Source organism: Bartonella sp. SL317 (assembly GCF_059687655.1).
Map to the genome: position 1 here is coordinate 550,189 of NZ_CM185144.1, position 21,114 is coordinate 571,302.

Annotated in this window: 28 protein-coding genes and 3 pseudogenes; 28 read left to right on the forward strand and 3 right to left on the reverse strand. The window is 40.2% G+C overall.

Translation table 11 applies throughout. The features are described from left to right. Positions 1–37 precede the first annotated feature (37 nt). The 26 genes and pseudogenes from AC6ER9_RS02650 to AC6ER9_RS02775 form a co-directional block, all read left to right on the forward strand. Positions 38–385 (forward strand): TrbC/VirB2 family protein, encoded by a 348-nt coding sequence (locus AC6ER9_RS02650; RefSeq protein ID WP_497074879.1) that lies wholly within the window; start codon positions 38–40, stop codon positions 383–385. A gap of 19 nt (positions 386–404) precedes the next feature. Beyond that, on the forward strand, positions 405–728 hold the full coding sequence (locus AC6ER9_RS02655) for a VirB3 family type IV secretion system protein (protein WP_497074880.1): 324 nt from the start codon (positions 405–407) through the stop codon (positions 726–728). Then, on the forward strand, positions 728–3,088 hold the full coding sequence (locus AC6ER9_RS02660) for a VirB4 family type IV secretion/conjugal transfer ATPase (protein ID WP_497074881.1): 2,361 nt from the start codon (positions 728–730) through the stop codon (positions 3,086–3,088). The genes AC6ER9_RS02655 and AC6ER9_RS02660 overlap by 1 nt, the downstream gene beginning before the upstream one ends. Then, positions 3,085–3,837 (forward strand): TrbJ/VirB5 family protein, encoded by a 753-nt coding sequence (locus tag AC6ER9_RS02665; RefSeq protein WP_497074882.1) that lies wholly within the window; start codon positions 3,085–3,087, stop codon positions 3,835–3,837. The genes AC6ER9_RS02660 and AC6ER9_RS02665 overlap by 4 nt, the downstream gene beginning before the upstream one ends. 24 nt (positions 3,838–3,861) lie before the next feature. Further along, the gene (locus AC6ER9_RS02670) at positions 3,862–4,224 is read left to right on the forward strand and encodes an EexN family lipoprotein (RefSeq protein WP_497074883.1); all 363 of its coding nucleotides are present in this window, start codon (positions 3,862–3,864) and stop codon (positions 4,222–4,224) included. A 2-nt stretch (positions 4,225–4,226) separates the two neighbouring features. After that, on the forward strand, positions 4,227–4,619 hold the full coding sequence (locus tag AC6ER9_RS02675; RefSeq protein WP_497074884.1) for an EexN family lipoprotein: 393 nt from the start codon (positions 4,227–4,229) through the stop codon (positions 4,617–4,619). Positions 4,620–4,621: 2 nt separating this feature from the next. Then, positions 4,622–5,122 carry an EexN family lipoprotein gene (locus AC6ER9_RS02680; RefSeq protein WP_497074885.1) on the forward strand — a complete coding sequence of 167 codons (501 nt, stop codon included), beginning with the start codon at positions 4,622–4,624 and terminating at the stop codon, positions 5,120–5,122. Positions 5,123–5,124: 2 nt separating this feature from the next. Continuing rightward, positions 5,125–5,391 (forward strand): EexN family lipoprotein, encoded by a 267-nt coding sequence (locus AC6ER9_RS02685; protein ID WP_497074886.1) that lies wholly within the window; start codon positions 5,125–5,127, stop codon positions 5,389–5,391. A gap of 2 nt (positions 5,392–5,393) precedes the next feature. After that, positions 5,394–5,822 carry an EexN family lipoprotein gene (locus AC6ER9_RS02690; protein WP_497074887.1) on the forward strand — a complete coding sequence of 143 codons (429 nt, stop codon included), beginning with the start codon at positions 5,394–5,396 and terminating at the stop codon, positions 5,820–5,822. 2 nt (positions 5,823–5,824) lie between these two features. Continuing rightward, positions 5,825–6,064: pseudogene (locus AC6ER9_RS02695) on the forward strand (EexN family lipoprotein); the annotation flags it as partial. 74 nt (positions 6,065–6,138) lie between these two features. Further along, positions 6,139–6,291, forward strand: coding sequence for a hypothetical protein (locus tag AC6ER9_RS02700; RefSeq protein WP_497074888.1), 153 nt, complete (start codon positions 6,139–6,141; stop codon positions 6,289–6,291). 74 nt (positions 6,292–6,365) lie between these two features. Continuing rightward, positions 6,366–6,779 carry an EexN family lipoprotein gene (locus AC6ER9_RS02705; RefSeq protein WP_497074889.1) on the forward strand — a complete coding sequence of 138 codons (414 nt, stop codon included), beginning with the start codon at positions 6,366–6,368 and terminating at the stop codon, positions 6,777–6,779. 38 nt (positions 6,780–6,817) lie between these two features. Beyond that, the gene (locus AC6ER9_RS02710; protein ID WP_497074890.1) at positions 6,818–7,036 is read left to right on the forward strand and encodes a hypothetical protein; all 219 of its coding nucleotides are present in this window, start codon (positions 6,818–6,820) and stop codon (positions 7,034–7,036) included. A gap of 49 nt (positions 7,037–7,085) precedes the next feature. Next, positions 7,086–7,334 (forward strand): EexN family lipoprotein, encoded by a 249-nt coding sequence (locus AC6ER9_RS02715; RefSeq protein ID WP_497074891.1) that lies wholly within the window; start codon positions 7,086–7,088, stop codon positions 7,332–7,334. Between the two features lie 96 nt (positions 7,335–7,430). Beyond that, complete coding sequence (locus AC6ER9_RS02720) at positions 7,431–7,649, forward strand: hypothetical protein (RefSeq protein WP_497074892.1); 219 nt, start codon at positions 7,431–7,433, stop codon at positions 7,647–7,649. A 49-nt stretch (positions 7,650–7,698) separates the two neighbouring features. Continuing rightward, entirely contained in the window at positions 7,699–7,983 is a 285-nt protein-coding gene (locus AC6ER9_RS02725; RefSeq protein WP_497074893.1) for an EexN family lipoprotein, read from the forward strand. A gap of 61 nt (positions 7,984–8,044) precedes the next feature. Continuing rightward, a complete protein-coding gene (locus AC6ER9_RS02730; protein ID WP_497074894.1) occupies positions 8,045–8,320 on the forward strand; it encodes a hypothetical protein in 276 nt (91 codons plus the stop codon). Then, the gene (locus tag AC6ER9_RS02735) at positions 8,313–8,597 is read left to right on the forward strand and encodes an EexN family lipoprotein (protein ID WP_497074895.1); all 285 of its coding nucleotides are present in this window, start codon (positions 8,313–8,315) and stop codon (positions 8,595–8,597) included. Before AC6ER9_RS02730 ends, AC6ER9_RS02735 begins: the two co-directional genes overlap by 8 nt. Before the next feature lie 64 nt (positions 8,598–8,661). Beyond that, entirely contained in the window at positions 8,662–9,597 is a 936-nt protein-coding gene (locus AC6ER9_RS02740; RefSeq protein ID WP_497074896.1) for a TrbL/VirB6 family protein, read from the forward strand. Positions 9,598–9,610: 13 nt separating this feature from the next. Next, positions 9,611–9,886 (forward strand): type IV secretion protein VblB7, encoded by a 276-nt coding sequence (locus tag AC6ER9_RS02745; protein ID WP_497074897.1) that lies wholly within the window; start codon positions 9,611–9,613, stop codon positions 9,884–9,886. Beyond that, the gene (locus AC6ER9_RS02750) at positions 9,883–10,554 is read left to right on the forward strand and encodes a VirB8 family type IV secretion system protein (protein ID WP_497074898.1); all 672 of its coding nucleotides are present in this window, start codon (positions 9,883–9,885) and stop codon (positions 10,552–10,554) included. The genes AC6ER9_RS02745 and AC6ER9_RS02750 overlap by 4 nt, the downstream gene beginning before the upstream one ends. Before the next feature lie 3 nt (positions 10,555–10,557). Beyond that, positions 10,558–11,409 carry a P-type conjugative transfer protein VirB9 gene (gene virB9 / locus AC6ER9_RS02755; RefSeq protein WP_497074899.1) on the forward strand — a complete coding sequence of 284 codons (852 nt, stop codon included), beginning with the start codon at positions 10,558–10,560 and terminating at the stop codon, positions 11,407–11,409. A gap of 45 nt (positions 11,410–11,454) precedes the next feature. Then, positions 11,455–12,642, forward strand: a complete 1,188-nt coding sequence (gene virB10 / locus AC6ER9_RS02760) for a type IV secretion system protein VirB10 (protein WP_497074900.1) — start codon at positions 11,455–11,457, stop codon at positions 12,640–12,642. A 115-nt stretch (positions 12,643–12,757) separates the two neighbouring features. Continuing rightward, a complete protein-coding gene (gene virB11 / locus AC6ER9_RS02765; RefSeq protein WP_497074901.1) occupies positions 12,758–13,810 on the forward strand; it encodes a P-type DNA transfer ATPase VirB11 in 1,053 nt (350 codons plus the stop codon). Between the two features lie 128 nt (positions 13,811–13,938). Then, a pseudogene (locus AC6ER9_RS02770) lies at positions 13,939–14,556 on the forward strand (ATPase, T2SS/T4P/T4SS family); the annotation flags it as partial. Positions 14,557–14,684: 128 nt separating this feature from the next. Continuing rightward, positions 14,685–15,011 (forward strand): annotated as a pseudogene (locus AC6ER9_RS02775) (ATPase, T2SS/T4P/T4SS family); the annotation flags it as partial. A 617-nt stretch (positions 15,012–15,628) separates the two neighbouring features. Here the strand turns inward: AC6ER9_RS02775 and AC6ER9_RS02780 are convergent. The 3 genes from AC6ER9_RS02780 to AC6ER9_RS02790 all read right to left on the reverse strand — a co-directional run bounded on the left by AC6ER9_RS02780 (position 15,629) and on the right by AC6ER9_RS02790 (position 18,268). Next, positions 15,629–15,790 carry a hypothetical protein gene (locus tag AC6ER9_RS02780; RefSeq protein WP_497074902.1) on the reverse strand — a complete coding sequence of 54 codons (162 nt, stop codon included), beginning with the start codon at positions 15,788–15,790 and terminating at the stop codon, positions 15,629–15,631. Positions 15,791–16,599: 809 nt separating this feature from the next. Continuing rightward, entirely contained in the window at positions 16,600–18,093 is a 1,494-nt protein-coding gene (locus AC6ER9_RS02785; RefSeq protein WP_497074903.1) for a Fic/DOC family protein, read from the reverse strand. After that, on the reverse strand, positions 18,080–18,268 hold the full coding sequence (locus AC6ER9_RS02790; RefSeq protein WP_497074904.1) for an antitoxin VbhA family protein: 189 nt from the start codon (positions 18,266–18,268) through the stop codon (positions 18,080–18,082). The genes AC6ER9_RS02785 and AC6ER9_RS02790 overlap by 14 nt, the downstream gene beginning before the upstream one ends. A gap of 563 nt (positions 18,269–18,831) precedes the next feature. On the opposite strand from AC6ER9_RS02790, the gene AC6ER9_RS02795 reads away from it, so the two are divergent. Both AC6ER9_RS02795 and traG read left to right on the forward strand, forming a co-directional pair. Then, positions 18,832–18,933 carry a hypothetical protein gene (locus AC6ER9_RS02795; RefSeq protein WP_497075256.1) on the forward strand — a complete coding sequence of 34 codons (102 nt, stop codon included), beginning with the start codon at positions 18,832–18,834 and terminating at the stop codon, positions 18,931–18,933. Next, complete coding sequence (gene traG, locus AC6ER9_RS02800) at positions 18,923–20,836, forward strand: Ti-type conjugative transfer system protein TraG (RefSeq protein WP_497074905.1); 1,914 nt, start codon at positions 18,923–18,925, stop codon at positions 20,834–20,836. Before AC6ER9_RS02795 ends, traG begins: the two co-directional genes overlap by 11 nt. Positions 20,837–21,114 lie beyond the last annotated feature (278 nt).

Sequence of the window (21,114 nt, forward strand, 5' to 3'; positions counted from 1 at the left end):
AAAGCAATTTTTTACTTTAACACGCGGGGAAATTTCCATGCTAAAAATAAATCATCATTTTACGAAGAATCGTACTTTATCAAAATTAGCCTTTTCCAACACACAAAAGAAATGGTTAACAACAGCCTTAATGCTTTTTATTGCCTTCATGGCACTCAGTGAGCCAGCATTTGCCGATGGTTTTGGCAAAATCGACGATGCGCTTAAAAAAGTAATCTCAGCTTTAACAGGATCAATTGCAAGATCGATAGCGACCATTGCGGTTGCGGGTATTGGTCTTGCATGGATTGCTGGTTATGTTGAAATGCGCAAAGCATTTTTTGTTTGTGTTGGCATCGGCATTGTTATGGGTGCATCGCAAATTGTATCAATGATTTCCAATTAAAATTTAGCCTTTCAAAGCCATGAAAGAGCAAGACAAGCTAACAGAGGATACGTTATTTCTTGCTTGCACGCGCCCTGCCATGATTGCGGGTGTAACGGTGGAAGCAATGGGGTTAAATGGGATGGGGTCGATGATATTGTTTATTATGTCAGGCAATATTTTTCTTCTCACCGTTGGTGTAGCGATACATTTTATTTTTAAGGAAATTCTTAAAAACGACCACAATAAATTTCGTATTCTTCTGACATGGCAAAAGACTCATCTTTTTGCCAGGAATTCTAAGTTATGGGGTGGGGGAAGTATTTCTCCATTACGATTACTTCGTAATTATGAGGAATTATAATGAAAACGATAGAGCGCAAACGTGAAAAGCAGCCAGAGGCGATTATTCCTTATGTTCGTCATGTAAACAAACATATCATTGCGCTTGATTCGCGTGCTCTCATGAGCGTCGTTGCTCTTGAGGGCATTAACTTTGAAACAGCGGATATTATTGATCTAAATGTTCTTCACGAACAGCTTAATAATCTTTTTAAAAACGTTGCGGATGAGCGTATTGCTCTTTACAGCCATATTATCCGAAAGCGTGAGACTGTTTATCCGGATGGCACTTTTCGCTCGGCATTTGCCAAGCAATTGGATGATAAATACCGTGACCGGATGGTTTCTCAAGAATTATATCGCAATGATCTTTATCTTTCGGTTTTGTGGAATCCGCATGTTGATAAGACGGATAAATTAGCGGAATTTTTCAAGCGTTTAGGCAAAGCCAAACGAGAAAAGACAGAAGTTGATGCGGAATCGATTCGCAAGCTTGAAGATATTACGACAGATCTTATTCAAAATTTAGAGCGTTATGGCGCCAGAAGGCTTAGTCTTTATGAGCATGAAGGCACTATTTATTCGCAACAAAATGAGTTTATCCACCAATTGGTAGGGGGTCGTCGTGAACGTGTCCCGCTGACATGGGGGACGATAGCGTCGACTGTTTATTCAGATCGTCTTATTTTTGGGAAAGAGATCATAGAAATACGCACCGAGGCGGGACAGCGTTTTGCCGGCATGTTTGGCTGGAAAGAATATCCAGCCAAGACGAGGATAGGCATGGCGGATGGTCTTTTAACGCTTCCCTTTGAGTTTATTTTTACGCAATCTTTTATTTTCAAGAGCAAGAATGCAGCCAAGCAGATTATGGGTCGCAAACAAAATCAAATGGTCAACGCTGGCGACCGTGCGGGTTCACAAATTGTGGAATTAGATGATGCGCTTGATGATCTTGAATCGAATCGTTTTGTTTTAGGGGAGCATCATTTATCGTTGGCTGTTTTTGCTGATGAACCGCAAGAATTGGCTGACAATCTTGCCAAAGCGCGTTCTCGTCTAACAGATGGTGGTGCTGTCATTGCGCGGGAAGATTTGGGATTAGCGGCGGCTTGGTGGGCACAATTACCGGGCAATTATGCTTATCGCACCCGCTCTGGCGCGATAACCAGCCGCAATTATGCGGCGCTTTCACCTTTTCATTCTTTTCCGGTTGGCAAAATAGATGGCAATGTGTGGGGACCAGCGGTTGCCTTAATGAAGACCTCTGCGGGTTCGCCCTTTTATTTTAACTTTCACTTTGGTGATTTAGGCAACACGTTTGTTTGTGGTCCGTCTGGTTCTGGTAAAACGGTTATTGTTAATTTTCTTTTAGCGCAACTTCAAAAGCATGATCCGAATATGGTGTTTTTTGATAAGGACCGTGGTGCAGAGCTTTTTGTCAGAGCGGGTGGTGGCACCTATATGCCCTTGAAAAATGGGAAGCCAACGGGCATAGCGCCGTTGAAAGGTTTAGATTATAACAATCCCGCTGATAGGGTATTTTTACGCCAATGGATTACCAAGCTTGTTTCTTCTGAGGGTCAAAATATTAGTGAATCGGAAAGGCAAGATATTTCTGCTGCGGTTGACCAACTTGCTCTATTACCAAAAGAGCAACGGACCATATCGGCGCTACAGATGTTTTTTGACACGACGCACAGGGAGGGGATATCGGGTCGTTTAGAGCGATGGTGTAAAGGCAATGCCTTGGGGTGGGTATTTGACAATCCAGATGATGACATAGGCATTGAAGCCAAATTTATTGGTTATGATATGACGGATTTTTTGGACAATGATGAAATTCGTCCACCGTTAATGATGTATTTATTTCATCGAATTTTGTCTCTGATTGACGGTCGTCGTATTATCATTGTCATTGACGAGTTTTGGAAAGCGCTAGAGGATGATTCCTTTAAAGCCTTTGCGCAAGATAGGCTAAAGACCATTCGGAAACAGAATGGGCTGATGTTGTTTGCCACGCAATCTCCCAAAGATGCGCTTAATTCGACGATAGCACACACCATTATAGAGCAATGCCCTACTCAGATTTATTTTCCCAATCAAAAGGGCAATCATGGGGATTATGTAGAAGGTTTTAAATTATCAGACAGGGAATTTAACCTCATACAAACAGAATTAAGCCGGGAGTCGCGGCGTTTTCTCATCAAGCAGGGACAAAGTTCTGTTGTAGCAGAGCTGAATTTACGGGGTTTTGATGATGAAATTGCCATTTTAAGTGGCACCACGAAAAACATTGAACTGTTAGAGACCATTATGGATGAAGTTGGTGACTCTCCAGAAAAATGGCTTCCAATTTTTCAAGAAAGGTCAAAACAATGAAGAAACTTTTATTAGCAACAGCGCTTTGCGCCATTTCTTTAGGCTTAAAAACGGATTCTTTCGCCCTTGTGGTTTTTGATCCTACAGCAGCGGCAAAATTGGCTGAACAATATCAACAAGCATTAAAGCAGTTTGAGCAAGGAAAACAACAGCTTGAACAATTAAAAGGTCAACTAGACCAAATGAAGAATCTTCACAATTCTTTAAATGTCAGGCCTGACATTTCGGGTTTAAAAGAAATGTTTAACCAGCAAGGGAGCAATGGCGCCCTTCCTTCAGACTTTAACAACTTTCAACACTCAATGGGCAGCGGGGGGGGCGGCGGAGGTGGCGGCAGCAGCAGCAAAAACGCGCAAAAATGGCAAGAAGAGCTTAAATACAAAGAGCCCGCGGGGGGTGCGGGCTCCAAAGAAGCCGTGGATGCTTTTTACGCAGAGGAAGTAAAAAAAGCTGAACAGCGCGTGGTAGGACAAGCGGCCAAAGGCCAAGATGTCTATGAAGAAGCCAGTGAAACACAAAAAGAGATTAGCAAGCTTCTTGATGAACTTGGAAACACTGAAGATGCTGGTAAGATTCAAGGCATTCAAGCACAATTATCAGCCATACAAGCCAAGCTGCAAACACAAGTCCTTCAAATGCAAGCCGCCGCCATGATTCAACAAGCAGAAGATAGAGCGGCAGAACAACGTGCCTACGAAGAATTTGCAGCGCGATATGCAGATTATGCCAGACAACTGCGTGGACAATAAAGGGAAAAAGAGAGGGGTTTAATCATGAACAAGATCATCATAACAACATTACTGCTTTGCACAGGGCTTATCGCTGCTGGATGTGAAAAAACCTATAGCGTCGCAGAATTTAAAAAAGATGAAAAATTATTTGATGAATGGGTCGTGAGGTGTGGAGGGTTAGGGACTTCAAAAAATTGTGAAAACCTAAGAGTAGCAGGCGCTGAACTTGAGAAAGAACGTCAGGCAAAAATTGACGAACATAACCGCAAAATAGATGAAGAGTTTAAAGCTAAAATGAAAGCTAAACTTGAAAGAATTGAAGCTGACACTAATAGATTACGAGCCGAACGAGAAGCAAGAGAACGCGCTAAAAAAGAAGCTGAACAACAAGGGGGCAATCATTAATTATGAACAAGATCACCATAACAACATTACTGCTTTGCACAGGGCTTATCGCTGCTGGCTGTGAAAAAACCTATAGCGTCGCAGAATTTAAAAAAAATCCAAAGTTGATGGAAGAATGGGGAGCAAAATGTGGATTCACAGGTACTTCAAAAAACTGTGAAAACCTAAGATTAGCAGCTTTAGAACTTCAGAAAGAATATGAAGCAAAATCTGCAGAGAGAATTAGGGAACAGAACAAAAGTTTTCATGATGCTATGGAAAAAACTAAAGCCGAAATGGAAGCTGAACTTCAAAAAAGAAGAGCCGAACGAGAAGCAAGAGAACGCGCGGAAGAGGAACGAAGAGCAAAAGAGCGCGCTAAAAGAGAAGCTGAACAACAAGGGGGCAATCATTAATTATGAACAAGATCACCATAACAACATTACTGCTTTGCACGGGACTTATTGCTGCTGGATGTGAAAAAACCTATAGCGTTGCAGAATTTAAAAAAAATCCAAAGTTGATGGACGAATGGGGAGCAAGATGTGGCTTCACAGGGACTTCAAAAAATTGTGAAAACCTAAGAGTAGCAGCATTAGAACTTGAAAAAGAACGTCGAAAAAAAGCCGAAGAAGCAAATCGTAAACGTAGAGAAGAATGGGAGAAAAAACTAAAGGAAGATAAAGCGAAATGGGAAGCTGAAGCTGGAAAACGTGCAGCTGAATATGAAAAACGGAGAGCTGAAAACGAAGCAAGAGGACGGGCTTATCTTGAAAAACTACAACGAGAAATAGATGAGAATCTCCGTAAATCAGCTGAAGCTGAAAAACAAGCTGAGAAGAAAGCAAAAGAACAAGCCGAACAAGAAGCAAAAGAGCGCGCTAAAAGAGAAGCTGAACAACAAGGGGACAATCATTAATCATGAACAAGATCACCATAACAACATTACTGCTTTGCACAGGGCTTATTGCTGCTGGCTGTGAAAAAACCTATAGCGTAGAAGAATTAAAAAAAGACAAAAAACTGATGGAAGAAGTACTCGTGAAATGCTTGACATCAGGGGATCTTAAATCGAAAAATTGTAAAAACGCAGAGCAAGCTGAATTTGAAACCCGTACAAAATGGGGAGGCTTTGGCTCTACAAATGATGATAAGAAAAAAACGAAAGAACAAGGGGGCAATCATTAATCATGAACAAGATCACCATAACAACATTACTGCTTTGCACAGGGCTTATCGCTGCTGGATGTGAAAAAACCTATAGCGTTGCAGAATTTAAAAAAAATCCAAAGTTGATGGACGAATGGGGAGCAAGATGTGGCTTCACAGGGACTTCAAAAAATTGTGAAAACCTAAGGTTAGCAGCTTTAGAACTTCAGAAGGAATATAAAGCAAAAGCAGAAGAAAGATGGCGTGAAGCAGAAGAAGAATCTCGTAAAGCAATGAAAAAAGCTATAGCTGAACGAGATGCTAAACTTAAAAAACGAGAAGCTGAATCTGCAAAATGGAGAGCTGCAATAGAAAAAAGAAACGCTGAGGAAAAAGCAAAAGAACAAGCCGAACAAGAAGAAAAAGAGCGCGCTAAAAAAGAAGCTGAAAAACAAGGGGGCAATCATTAATCATGAACAAGATCACCATAACAACATTACTGCTTTGCACGGGACTTATCGCTGCGGGATGTGAAAAAACCTATAGCGTCGCAGAATTTAAAAAAGATAAAAAATTGATGGAAGAATGGGTTGTGAAATGTGGTGTCTCAGGTAACTCAAAAAATTGTGAAAATGCACGATTAGCAGCAGCTGAACTTCGTAAAGAATATTACCATAACCTTGCAAATGAACTTCTTGAAGATAATCAAAAACAAAAATAAACTATAGAAAAAAAGGAAAGTTCTTCCAAGAAATTGGAGTACTGCATATTATAAAGGAATTAGCAATGGCAATTAGCGCACTATCTTTCTTTACTCGAATGGATAAAGCTGTCATGGATCCACTTGTAAAGCTGATGGATCAAAGTATTGGCGGTCTTTCAGCTGGTTTGCATACTCCAATTAAACTCTCTGCCACAATTTATCATCACCGGTTATGAAAAACCGATAACCAGCACAATTTAAAAATTGTGCTCAAACCTCGTAAAACTGAAAGGAAAAAGGGGAAATATCAATGAATAAACTTCTCATAACAACATTACTACTTTGCACAGGGCTTATCGCTGCTGGCTGTGAAAAAACCTATAGCGTCGCAGAATTTAAAAAAAATCCAAAGTTGATGGAAGAATGGGGAGCAAAATGTGGATTCACAGGTACTTCAAAAAACTGTGAAAACCTAAGATTAGCAGCTTTAGAACTTCAGAAAGAATATGAAGCAAAATCTGCAGAGAGAATTAGGGAACAGAACAAAAGTTTTCATGATGCTATGGAAAAAACTAAAGCCGAAATGGAAGCTGAACATCAAAGAATGCAAGCTGAAATAAAAAAAAGAAAAGCTGAACTAGAAAAAAGAAAAGCTGAAGAAAAAGCAAGAGAACAAGCCGAACAAGAAGAAGAGCGCGCTAAAAGAGAAGCTGAACAACAATAGAATAATAATTAAGACACAATAAATAGCGGAGCATCTAAATGGCTGTAGAAACCAAAGGCGTATTCACTAAGATAGACACTATGTTAATGGAACCCCTTACAGAGGAAATGGATAAAACCATGACGCATTTCTATTGCGCTTTAGCTGCTCAACTTAAAGAGCTTTTTGCACTTTATAGTAGATTTATGGCAATATTATGTCACTGCCCTAGATTGATCATCATTGGTTATGAAAAGCCGATAACCAGCACAATTTAAAAATTGTGCTCAAACCGCGTAAAACTGAAAGGAAAAAGGGGAAATAGCAATGAATAAAGTTCTCATAACAACATTACTGCTTTGCACAGGACTTATCGCTGCTGGATGTGAAAAAACCTATAGCGTCGCAGAATTTAAAAAAGATGAAAAATTACGCGATGAGTGGCTACGTAAGTGTGGGTGGACAGGAACTTCACAAAATTGTGAAAACTTAAAAGAAGCAGCAAAAGAACTTCAGGATGAAAATCTTGATAACTATCTCAAACAATTTCATAAAAATGATGATAAGAAAAAATGAACGAACAGTCTGAAAGTCAACAGGACAGTAATTAAAGCATAAAAATTCGATTTTGTATGGAACGCGAACCCATATGATAAATAGCGGAGCATCTAAATGGCTGTAGAAACCAAAGGCATATTCACTGATATAGACACTATGTTAATGAAGCCCCTTACTAAAACAATGGATAAAACCATGACGCACTTCTATTGCGCTTTAGCTGCTCAACTTAAAGAGCCTTTTGTACTCTATAATAGATTTATGGCAAGATTATGTCACTGCCCTAAATTTATCATCACCGGTTATGAAAAACCGATAACCAGCACAATTTAAAAATTGTGCTCAAACCTCGTAAAACTGAAAGGAAAAAGGGGAAAGATTGATGAATAAAGTTCTCATAACAACATTACTGCTTTGCACAGGGCTTATCGCTGCTGGATGTGAAAAAACCTATAGCGTCGCAGAATTTAAAAAAGATAAAAATTTACGCGATGAATGGAGACGTAAGTGTGGATGGACAGGAACTTCACAAAATTGTAAAAATTTAGACAAAGCAATAGAGCAAGTGCGTCAAGAAAATTTTGATAACTATCTAAATAAATATCGTAAAAATGATGATAAGAAAAAAATGAAAGAACAGTCTGAAAATCAACAGAACAGTAATTAAAGCATAAAAATTCGATTTTGTATGGAACGCGAACCCATATGATAAATAGCGGAGCATCTAAATGGCTGTAGAAAGCAAAGGCATATTCACTGATATAGACACTATGTTAATGAAGCCCCTTACTAAAACAATGGATAAAACCATGACGCACTTCTATTGCGCTTTAGCTGCTCAACTTAAAGAGCTTTTTGTACTCTATAATAGATTTATGGCAAGATTATGTCTCTGCCCTAAATTTATCATCACCGGTTATGAAAAACCGATAACCAGCACAATTTTTAAATTGTGCTCAAACCGCGTAAAACTGAAAGGAAAAAGGGGAAAGATTGATGAATAAAGTTCTCATAACAACATTACTGCTTTGCACAGGGCTTATTGCTGCGGGTTGTGAAAAAACCTATAGCATCGCAGAATTTAAAAAAGATAAAAATTTACGCGATGAATGGAGACGTAAATGTGGGTGGACAGGAACTTCAAAAAATTGTGAAAACTTAACAAAAGCAATATTAGAACTTCAGGATGAAGATCTTGATGACTATCTAAAGCAATTTCATAAAAATGATGATAAGAAAAAAATGAAAGAACAGTCTGAAAGTCAACAGGACAGTAATTAAAGCATAAAAAATGGAATTCGTATAGAACACGAAACCCACATATTGCAAAGGGATGGGGAAAATAATGGCAGACTATAAAATATTTACCACTATAGACAAAGGATTAATGGATCCTCTTACAGAGGTAATGAATAAAACCATTACCCATCTTTCATCAAGCTTAGGTACTCCGCTTAAGCTGTCTTGTACCATTTACATTATATTTATAGGGTACAACATCATCTATGGGCGTTCTTCCATGCCTTTGTGGGAATTTATAGTGACAACTTTCAAACTGGGCATCATTGTTGCACTGGCCACAAATGCTGCTCTTTATAATGAGTGGGTTAGGGATATATTTTTCAATGATCTGCCGAATGCCATTGCCAATGTCACACAAGGAGCAGCAAACTCAGATAAAAATGTATGGGATAATATGCTAGGCCAAGCTGCTGCACACGTTTTTGAGGCAGCCAACAAAGAACATACATTTACATTTGCTGTCTATTGGCTTGCGGGTCTTTTCTGCTTAGGCATTTCTGCTCTTTTTTGTGGCGTTGGTTTTTTCGTCTCCATATTTGCGAAGATTGGTTTATTTCTTGTTCTATCAGTAGGACCCCTCTTTATAAGCCTCTATATGTTTTCAGCAACACGAAGATTTACAGAAGCATGGTTAAATCAAACAGCAAACTTCATCATACTTCAGGTATTAGTCGTCATACTCGGTGGTTTATATATCCATCTTGCAACAAACCTCCTTTCAAAAAGTGTTCCGGATATGATCGTTTCCTTAGTTCAATTTTTAGGTATTAGCTGTTGTGGTATTCTTCTCTTTTACAAATTGCCAGAAATCGCATCGGCTTTAGCTTCTGGGGGAGCAGCTCTTACAGGCTCAACCAAAGCAGGTGTCGACGCAGTCAAAGCTCCCTTCAAAGCATATCAAAGGGCAAAACAGCGTGCACAAGAACGTAGGGAGAAGATGGAACAGAAAGCCCTAGCAATATTAAGTCTAATAAAATAAAGGAAACGGAAAAATGTTTAAAAAAATTGGGGTCATTTTACCATTTCTCTTTCTCAGTGGCTGTATGTCTTCATCACACACAATGAAGTCACTTCCAAAGTGTGATGGCTATTCTAAACGCCCACTCAACCGGTCCATGTGGAATTGGGAAGGGAAAAAACCCACACCCACCCCCATCATCATCAGTCACAACACACCCTTAAAAGAGGGCACACTTGAAACGCTTCTGGCACAAAAACTAACCGATGAAGAACTCAAATCCTATAAAGACTGCGGGCAAAAAGCATGAAAGAAAAAGACCTCGAACAATACATCGCTGAAGCACGCTCCTTTGATCAAGACCGCATGCTCGCAGCACGGCGCACCACCCGCGCCTCACTCACCATTGCCGGCATTGCCGTCATCGTTGCGCTCATGTCCTCGCTGGCGGTCATCACCCTCACACCCCTTAAAACCGTGGAGCCCTTTGTCATCCGTGTCGACAATTCAACCGGCATTACAGAGGTCGTAGAAGCCTTAAAAGAAGCTCCCACCAATGTGGACGAAGCCATCACACGCTATTTTGCCGCAAAATATGTCCGCTCACGTGAAGGTTTCACCGCAGAAGAAATACAAAACAACTACGAAACCGTCTCTCTGCTCTCTTCTCCCGAAGAGCAACAAAGATTTGCCAGCTGGTATGGCGCAAAAAACCCTCAAAGCCCACAAATCATCTACAAACATGCCAACGTTACAATCTCTATAAAATCAATCTCCTTTATCAATCAAGATGTTGCTCAAGTACGTTACTACAAAACCGTGCGTGATGACGAAACCAATAAAGAACGCATCACCCACTGGGTTTCAACCCTCACCTTTGAATATATCAACGCCCCTATCTCTGTGCAAAACCGCCTGATAAACCCTCTTGGCTTTATTGTTAGTGAATATAGAACAGATCCAGAAGTGGTCAACTAATCCATGAAAAAAAATTTCCTTTGTCTTTTCTTAAGCATCATCGCCCTTTCTCCTGCTCATTTGGGAAATGCCAGTGTTTTTCCCACTCGCGCCCCCAATGACAGCCGCATTCGCTTTATCAATTATGATGCTTATAATGTCACAAAAATTATTGGCTCCATTCGCTCCTCTGTCCAAATAGAATTTTCTGCCAATGAAGAAATTGCCCATGTCGCCATTGGCAACAGCATTGCATGGGAAGTCGCCCCAGCCGGAAACATTCTGTTCCTCAAAGCACGGGAAGTCCAACCCATGACCAACCTGCAAGTCGTCACCACAAAGCTTGATGGCTCAAAACGCTCTTATCAATTCGAACTTATCATCAAAGATGGCGAAATCTCCACCGCACACGAAACCTATTTCCTCGTGAAATTTCGCTACCCCCAAGACGAAGCCGCACAAAGAAGGCTCGCCGCCCTGATGCGACAACAAAAAAAACAAGCCAGACAAATCGATAATATCTTCAACGCCACCGAGACCTATGGACCACGCAATTGGGCTTACACCGCACAAGGCTCAAACGCCCTTGAACCCGCCTCCGTTTACGACAATGGCAAAACCACAACCTTTACCTTTCCAGACAACCAAGAAATCCCTGCCATTTACATTGTAAACAGTGACGGTACAGAATCCCTTGTCCCCAAAACCACCAAAGGCAATATGGTCATCATCCATGCCATTAGCGCCCGATTTACCCTAAGAAATGGCAAAAATGTCCTCTGCATCTTTAACGAAGCCTATCAACAAAAAGGCATCAATCCAGAAACCGGAACAACCTCACCATCTGTTGAACGCAAAGTCGCATCAGATCTTTAAACATCAACATCTTTAAACAAAGCGGGAATCAAAGGGGGCTCAGTTATGAGTGATAAAACAACCATCGAAGATCGAAGCGCCATTAGCGATAAACGCAACAATATCTCCCAAAGCCTTGGCAAAAAAATCGTCATCGCTCTAGCCTGCATAGGATTTTGCATCTATGCACTCTGGAACATCCTCTCCTCCCCCGAAGAAAAAAAAGACACCGCAAAAGCCCAGAAAAAACAAGCCCAAAGCTTTCACAACGCCCTCGCACCTCTCGAGCTCGCCCCCTCCACCCCGCGCGCAAAAATTGGCTCAATCACCCTGCCCCCTCCCCAACCACTCACACCAGAACCCAAAAAAGACGACCCCTTACTGGATGCCGCAAGACGCGCCCCTGTGCTCGCCTTTGCCAGAGGCTCTAAATCTGACTTAAAAGACGTGGTCAACAATGCTTTCAACCCCCTTGAGAAATTGAATGCCCTTGAAAACCTCGAGCATATGCAAAATTCTCCTGCCGCTCAAAACACACAAAATTTTGCCACCCTCTTAAAACCAACCACAACAGAAGAAACAAAAGCAAAACTCATCGGCAACAGAAACTTTATCATCGCCATGGGAACCTCTATCCCCTGTATCCTAGAAACCGCCTTAAACAGCGACCAACCAGGCTTTGCCAGCTGTATCATTAACCGCGATATCCTCTCTGACAATGGACGCGTTGTTCTGCTTGATAAAGGAACCCAAGTCATCGGTGAATACCGCGGCGGCATCAAACAAGGACAATCCCGCCTCTTTGTCCTCTGGACCAGAGCCAAAACCCCCAACGGTGTCATCATTCCCCTTGCCTCACCCGCAACTGACAGTTTAGGACGCGCCGGCTTTGACGGCAACATCAACACCCATTGGTGGGAACGCTTTGGCTCTTCCCTTTTACTCAGCGTTATTGATAGCGCCACAACCACCCTCGTCAACAAAATGCAAAAAAAATCCAATTCAGCAGGTGCCAACAACGCTGGAGGCGGCAACAATTTCGAAGGCATAAGCAACACTGGAAAAGAAGCAGCCTCCATTGCCCTTGAAAACCAAATCAACATCCCCCCTACCTTAGAAAAATACCAAGGCGAACTCGTCAACATCTTCGTCGCCAGAGATCTCGACTTTTCATCCGTCTATAAACTCACCATCACCCACAAAAAAAACAACGCTTACTCTCGCCACACACCAGGCTATTCCTTCTTTCATTAACCACCCCCCACCCATAACCCTACCTCCAACCCCATACAACCCTAACCCACACAAACCCACCACCCCTACCCCCACACACAAATCACAAACCCACACACAAACACAAAGTTTCATTATGCCAACAGCAAAAAATTCAGAACGCGCCTCTATCGTTTTAACAAAATTAAAAATCCTAGATGACTTTCTCAATAACGAAAACCTATTCGAAATTGTCATCAACCGCCCTGGCGAAGTAATCGTCGAAGGTCAAAATGGTTGGCAAACCCACACCATACCAGAACTCACCTACAGCGAGCTAGAAGGCATTGCAAAAGTTGTTGCTGCCTATACAACACAAAAAATCAATGTCGAAAACCCCGTTCTCTCTGCAACACTGCCCAATAACGAACGCATACAAATTGTCATGCCCCCTGCCGTTGCTCCCAACACCATCAGCATGACAATCCGCAAACCTTCATCTCGCACCTTCTCCCTTGAAAGTTTACATGAAAACAAACTGTTCTCCGTCACACAAGGCGTCAGTTTCACCCCCCTTGAACAAATGACACAACGGGAAAAAGAACTCTCTGACACAGAAAAAGAACTCACAGACCTCTTTATCGCCAAAGATTTTTGCACCTTTTTAGAACGCGCCGTGACAACCCAACAAAACATCTTAATCTCTGGCAAAACCGGTTCTGGTAAAACCACCCTCTCCAAAGCTTTAATTGCCAAAATCCCCGAATACGAACGCATTCTCACCATTGAAGACACACCAGAACTGGTCGTTCCCCATTCAAACAAAGTCCAACTCTTTTATTCAAAAGACAACCAAGGCTTAGCAAAAGCAGGCGCAAAAGAACTCCTTGAATCAGGCTTGCGCATGCGCCCTGACAGAATCCTCCTACAAGAGCTGCGTGATGGCACAGCCTTTTACTATATCCGCAATGTCAACTCTGGTCACCCTGGCTCAATTACCACCGTCCACGCCTCCACAGCCCTTGCCGCCTTTGAACAAATGACCCTCCTTGTCAAAGAAAGTGACGGCGGCGGTAACTTAGCGCGAGAAGATATCCGCGGCTTATTAATCTCCATGATAGACGTCATCATCCAATGCAAACGCCTCGAAGGCAAATTCCGCGTCACAGAAATTTACTACGACCCCTTCAAACGCCGCGACGCTTTTTAGAAAAAACTTTAAAAAAACGATCCCCCGCTACTGCTTTGCAAAAACGATCCCCATAACGATACCAACAAAGCTTTTAAAAAAGCACAATTGACCACTTCGGATTCATTTCCAATAATTACAAACACAAACGGAAAGACGAACTCTCCGATACAAAGCAAGAACGAACAAACCTCTTTATCGCCAAAGATTTTTGCACCTTTTTAGAACGCGCCGTGACAACCCAACAAAACATCTTAATCTCTGGCAAAACCGGTTCTGGTAAAACCACCCTCTCCAAAGCTTTAATTACCAAAATCCCCGAATACGAACGCATTCTCACCATTGAAGACACACCAGAACTGGTCGTTCCCCATTCAAACAAAGTCCAACTCTTTTATTCAAAAGACAACCAAGGCTTAGCAAAAGCAGGTGCAAAAGAACTCCTTGAATCAGGCTTGCGCATGCGCCCTGACAGAATCCTCCTACAAGAGCTGCGTGATGGCACAGCCTTTTACTATATCCGCAATGTCAACTCTGGTCACCCTGGCTCAATTACCACCGTCCACGCCTCCACAGCCCTTGCCGCCTTTGAACAAATGACCCTCCTTGTCAAAGAAAGTGACGGCGGCGGTAACCTAGCGCGAGAAGATATCCGCGGCTTATTAATCTCCATGATAGACGTCATCATCCAATGCAAACGCCTCGAAGGCAAATTCCGCGTCACAGAAATTTACTACGACCCCTTCAAACGCCGCGACGCTTTTTAGAAAAAACTTTAAAAAAACGATCCCCCGCTACTGCTTTGCAAAAACGATCCCCATAACGATACCAATAAAGCTTTTAAAAAAGCACAATTGACCACTTCGGATTCATTTCCAACAATTACAAACACAAACGGAAAGACGAACTCTCCGATACAAAGCAAGAACGAACAAACCTCTTTATCGCCAAAGATTTTTGCACCTTTTTAGAACGCGCCGTGACAACCCAACAAAACATCTTAATCTCTGGCAAAACCGGTTCTGGTAAAACCACCCTCTCCAAAGCTTTAATTGCCAAAATCCCCGAATACGAACGCATTCTCACCATTGAAGACACACCAGAACTGGCCGTTCCCCATTCAAACAAAGTCCAACTCTTTTATTCAAAAGACAACCAAGGCTTAGCAAAAGCAGGCGCAAAAGAACTCCTTGCATCAGGCTTACGCATGCGTCCCGACAGAAAAACTAAAACGCTTTGCAAATAATATCTATAACTCAATATTTTTTCTAGTTTTTTTCACATCAACATTTGCAGGAATATAGACACCAAATTTGCTGACATCCGCTTCACCTTTTTAGCTTCAGGCAAGAGCTTCACGAGCCCCTTGTAATATACGAGATCCTGCTTTACTTGTTTTATCCATTATTTTTCCTTTCGATATTCATTAAGAAACGCAGTTAAATTTTTTTCAACACATTCCTCTCTGATTTTGTCAAATTTCCTTGAGATGATTGACTATAAATATCTTCGATCAACACCGGAATATTTTGACTTCCCCAAAAGATAAGGCCCCTCCCCTACTTTTGCCCTTATGCTTTAAAAACTAATTTTCCTTAGTTTCCCCTCATAACCTATGCATAAGATTAGCAACATCTAAATTAACAGCCAAAAAACAATTGCTACATACCTTCTTTTGCAGAAATTCGATAAGCGATTATTTCTGTTTGCATATATTATTCAACATAAAAACATCCCCTCAACGATCAAAAAAACACACAATCCCCATAACGATAATCCTCTCACCCCCCTCTCGCTCAACATGTATATTCCTAAAACCACGTCCATTTTTTTACAATATCAAGCAAATAACATTGTTTCTAACGGCAACATTCCGTTTTTAGCCAATTCTTTTTTAGACATTATAGCGACTTTAAGATCGCATTTTTTAAGATCGCATTTATTGTCTTTAAGCCAATGATCAAAAATCCCAACAACCAAATAACAAAATAAATCTTCCATTCATCATATGCCAAATAATAAAAGCATAACAGCTGTTGTTGATTATACTGATACAAGAAAATCCTCTTTATTAAAAACAGCCAATATTGCTTAAAATAATCACATGTATTTGGTGCAGCACATAAAGCCGCAGCAAATCTTGAAAAAACCTCAAAGATAAAAAAGTAAGACTCTTGCCACTTGGAAATTGTCTTTTTAAAACAGATACGATGCGTATGTTTTTTGTTATTAATAAAGCAGAAAGGATCTCTTCAAAACAACTTTTCCACCCGCCCTTATCCATGCCATGAAAAAGCCCAACATGCTCCAAAGCACACACAACGCATAAATCTTTTCCATCCTTAACACCCCCGCCTTTTTTTGCGACTCCACATTTTTACGCTTTTACATTTTTACAGAAATCAGCAAATAAAATGTCCAACCACCTCCCCATACCGCTCAATATACGACAATCCCTCTTTAAAAAAACAGAGTCCCCAAAGGACAGACTTCCCACACACATCACTCAATAAACAAAGATCTGTAAACGACACTCTAGCCTTTTACCCAACGTGCCCCCTACCTTCAGATCACCGTCCCCTCAAATGGTAATTCCTTTTCATTGACACCTTTTGTCAAAGCAATCCAGATAAAATCAGACACGGCAAGCCCTAAACTTGCTTATATTTTCATGGGCTTCTTTTTTTAAGTCCTAACATACATATACAACAACTTTTACATCTCTTGTCATATTCATATTACTCCCCTTTTGTTACTTTCTTGCCATATGATTCAAAATAGACCTACAGACATAAGATTTATTCCTTGCCTTACCGTATCATAGCTTTTGATCTTGCACGCGCTATCGCATTGATTTGCTCTTGTTGTCTCTGTTGCAAAAATTTAACAGCCATTTGAAACTCTTCTATGCGCTCTTTGTCATAAGATTGTTGTTGTGGGATCGCTTTTAACAAATCAAAATCTTTTTTATGAATGGCATCTTGTCCAAAACGTTTATCTAAAGCATTTTGTAGCTTTGAAATTTCCTTGTTAATCTTCTCTGGGATTTCTAAATAACGATCACGATCAACTTCAGCATTTTTCATATATTGAACGGCTTCTTTTGAGAGTGATGGAACCTCTACTTTTAATTGCTCACGCTCTCGTGTAACCCTATCCATATGGATTTCATAGGAATTTTTATAAAAGGATTGAAGTTTTTTAATAGAAGAAAGCGCAAGAGGAACATGAGCAAGCGCTGCTTTACGCTCTTTTCCTATAGATTTGAATTTATCGATTAAACGATCTGATCCTCGCAATTCACCCGCTCTATCGGGGGATTTACGCAAAATATCAGGAAGTTTATCGCCCTTCCCCGCTAAAATTGTTTGCTCAATCTTGAGTGCGGCCGTTTGCGGATCTTTATAAATAGATGCTAAACGATTGTTCAATTCTTTAAACATATTAACGTAAGATTTTTCATTTCTAAGAGCGCTTAGCACCTTTTGTTCTAAATTAGAGTTATCCGTATAAGCCGCAAGGTATAGCGCTTGTTCTGATGCTCTTGCAGCAACATTCAAATCTTTTTGTGATTGTTCTACTTCAAGTTCTTCCTGTTGAAGTTTAGTAAAATCTGTTTTTTCTTTTTGTTTTTCGGATAATTCTTTATTGATCTCAATAGAAAAAACTGTCTTCCCAGTATCTTGTAAAGCACCAAAACTTTCATTTCCTGTCAATTCAGTAAGACTCTTACGAAGGAGTACAGACAAATGTTCAAAATGACCAAAATGTGCTGCAATTGATGCTTCTATCATTTCTTGTCGCTCAATACCCTTCCAGTTGATATGATGACCAGCGGCAAGAGCAAGTTGTCCGATAAATTCACGTTGAGTACGCCCATTTCCCTCTCGAAACGGATGCAACGCATTCAACTCCCCCATGTAATATCCAGCTCTCTGGCTAAATTCATCCCTATCAAGACCACGCAAATACTGTTCTTTTTCAAGCTGTTGCATAATTTTGGGTGCATAATTTTCAATCTGATTATAATGAGCAAATATACTACTACCTTTGGCAATATCCACTGAACGAATTTGTCCTGCCCATTCATATACATCACCAAACAGCCTTCTATGAATCTCTTTCATGTGACCCAGATCAAATTTACCACCCATAGGAGTATGTACAAATTCGAAAGATCTTACATAAGCGAAAGTAGATTCTACGCGTTCTAGTGTGGCTTTGTCTTTAATACCAAACCGATTATACAAAACACCCGTTTCAGGATCAGTATAAGGATCACCACCCCCTTTATACTTCTCCACGTTTTACCCGCTCTATATAATCTTTGATGACATCGCTTATTTCAAGCTCTCCAATAATAACGCGCTCCATTTGCTCAACAACTTGTGGATCTGGTTCCAACCCCTCTAAACGTTGGCTTGCCAATGCATTTTCAGCATAGAGACGACGCAGCTTCATTTCCTCTTCACGCAACATATAAAACCCTCCTTTGTTGATATTTATTCTAGCTCAAAATGAACCACAGACACAAGATGTTATCCCTTGCTCTAACGTATCACATCTTTTGATCCTGCACGCACTATTGTGTTATTTTGTTCCTGTTGTCTCTGAAGTAAAAATGTAACAGCCATTTGAAACTCTTTTATGCGCTCTTTATTGGAAAATTATTATTTTGAGAGCACTTTTGATAAATCAAAACCTTGCTTATGAATGGCATCTTGTCCAAAACATTTATCTAAAGCCGGTTTAACAAAAATAAAATATTACAGACAAACAATGGAAAAATATCTTTGACGAGATTAAACAGCGATTTAAAAATCAACAAAACACATCTGAATAATCTTGAGAAAATCTTTAAAACAATTAAGACGCATTGAAAAAAGGAGACAATACTTGACAAACGAAATAAGACGAAAATAAGATGTAAAGATGCGCGTGAAAAATTACCCCCTAGGGTGGCGCTTGTTATATAAGGAGGGGCTCATCGTACAAAGCAGGTCTTAGAAACGCTGATTAAGTCTTTCATTTTAGGATGTTTAATTCATACTGCGAAACTTAATAAAAATTCAAACGAATATAAAATTTTTCAAAAAATAGGACAGCATGCTTTTGCTGATAAGCGGGGTCAACATGATAAATAATTTAGATCGTAAACAAATCATATTTTTAATATGCCCTTTTCTCTTTGCAATCATCATTCCTTTTCTTGTAAACATAACCATAAATGAAATTACAGAAAACGGCACAACATCAGATGCTTATTGGTTCGTTCGTTCAAAACCTTTAGACATTCTCATCCTTATTGCAATGTCATGTTCTGCATTTATCCTTCTGCAAAAAAGACATATTAGAAAAAATATCACTATAGCATCATTCATTGCCTTTTGTCTTTTTGCGGCTTATTACAATATCAGTGAATATATCAGATTAAAGCCCTATGTAGGACAAAATGACATGACATGGGCTGATGTTTTTCCTTTCTTTGATAGAATGGTTTTAGCTGGTTCCCTCATTGGCATTGTTATTCTTGGTTTCACAGTAAATCTATCATTGCCTAAAAAATCACCTTTGAAACAATCAAAAAATATGATCTTCGGTGGTTCTCAATGGATGAATATGAAAAAACTAGAAAACATCTTTCCAAGCAATGGAGAAATTATCATAGGGGAACGTTACCGCGTAGACGAAGATATTGTAAAAGATGTTCCTTTTGATCCTCAAGACAAAACAACATGGGGAAAAGGAGGTACCCAACCCTTACTAACCTATAAACAAAATTTTGATTCAACCCACATGTTGTTTTTTGCGGGTTCTGGTGGTTATAAAACAACCAGTAATGTTATTCCTACTTGCCTCAAATACAGTGGTCCACTGGTCGTTTTTGACCCTTCAACTGAAATTGCTCCAATAGTAAAAGAAACTCGACAGAAATCAAAAAAAAATACCGTATATGTTCTTGATCCCCATGGAGCATCAACAAAAACTTTTAATCCCTTAGATTGGTTATTAGATGAAAATATCCCTCTTTATGAAAGGGAAGCAGGGCTTGTAGAAGTCGCAAGACTTCTCCTTGCCGAAGATCATAAATCAACATCAACCGATCAATTCTTTACCTTTCATGCCCACAATTTATTAACCGGTCTACTAGCCCATATCGTCTTTTCTGATGCGTACAAAAAAGAGGAAAAAAATTTAAAAACGCTTCGTATGATTATATCAGAGCCAGAACCATCGGTTATGGAAAAATTGCAATCGATACAATCCAATTCTCCATCACAATTCATTCGTGAAACTCTCAGTGTCTTTACTAATATGGCAGCGCAAACTTTCTCTGGGGTCTATGCAACTGCTTCGAAAGACACCCAATGGCTTTCTCTTGCTAATTATGCCGATCTTATAAGTGGTCATGACTTTAAAACAACGGATATCACAAAAGGAAATATCGATATCTTTTTGAATATTCCATCAAAAATTCTAACATCATATCCAGGGGTAGGACGCATTCTCGTAGGCTCTTTGCTCAAAGTTATGGAAAACGCAAATGGAAACTATGAAAAAAGAGTCCTCTTTGTTTTAGATGGGATTGATCTTTTAGGATATATGAACATCTTAGAAGAAGCACGTGACCATGGTCGTAAATATGGAATTTCACTCATGCTCTTTTACCAATCTGTAGGACAAATTGAACGTCACTTTGGTTCAGAAGGGGCTGTGGCATGGTTTGAAAATTGTGCCTTTGTAAGCTATGCTGCTATTAAAGATATTAAAACCGCTGAAGATATATCAAAGTCATGCGGAAAAATGACAATTGAAGTACAAGAAAAAAGCAAAATGCTAGGAACGTCCGGAGTAAAAGGCACTGAGAGTCTCTCTGTTCAGCAAAGACCTTTAATTTATCCTCACGAAATTACCCAAGAAATGCGAAAAGACGAACAAATTATTCTCGTGCAAGGGCAGCCCCCTATCCGTTGCGGCCGCTCTATCTATTTTAGACGTAAGGATCTAAAGGCTATGGCTCAAGAAAATCGATTTGCTCCTCAATAGAACGCACTTCGTTCGTCCTTACATCAATAACATGAGAGGCTATCACCTCTCAAATTCTTGTGAACGCTCACCAAAATCATGAGATCAGACCCGCGTTTATCGAAGAGATAACAATCCTAGGTTCTTAAGGTCAAAGAAACCCCTACAGGGCGCCTTACGGCGTCCTTGACTTGAGACACCATAGAGGATTGTTTTATCTTTCTCACGCGGCTTTAAAATCATGATTAAAGGGCAGCTTATTGGGGGTGCATAAAATACACCTTTTAAAAACATTACAA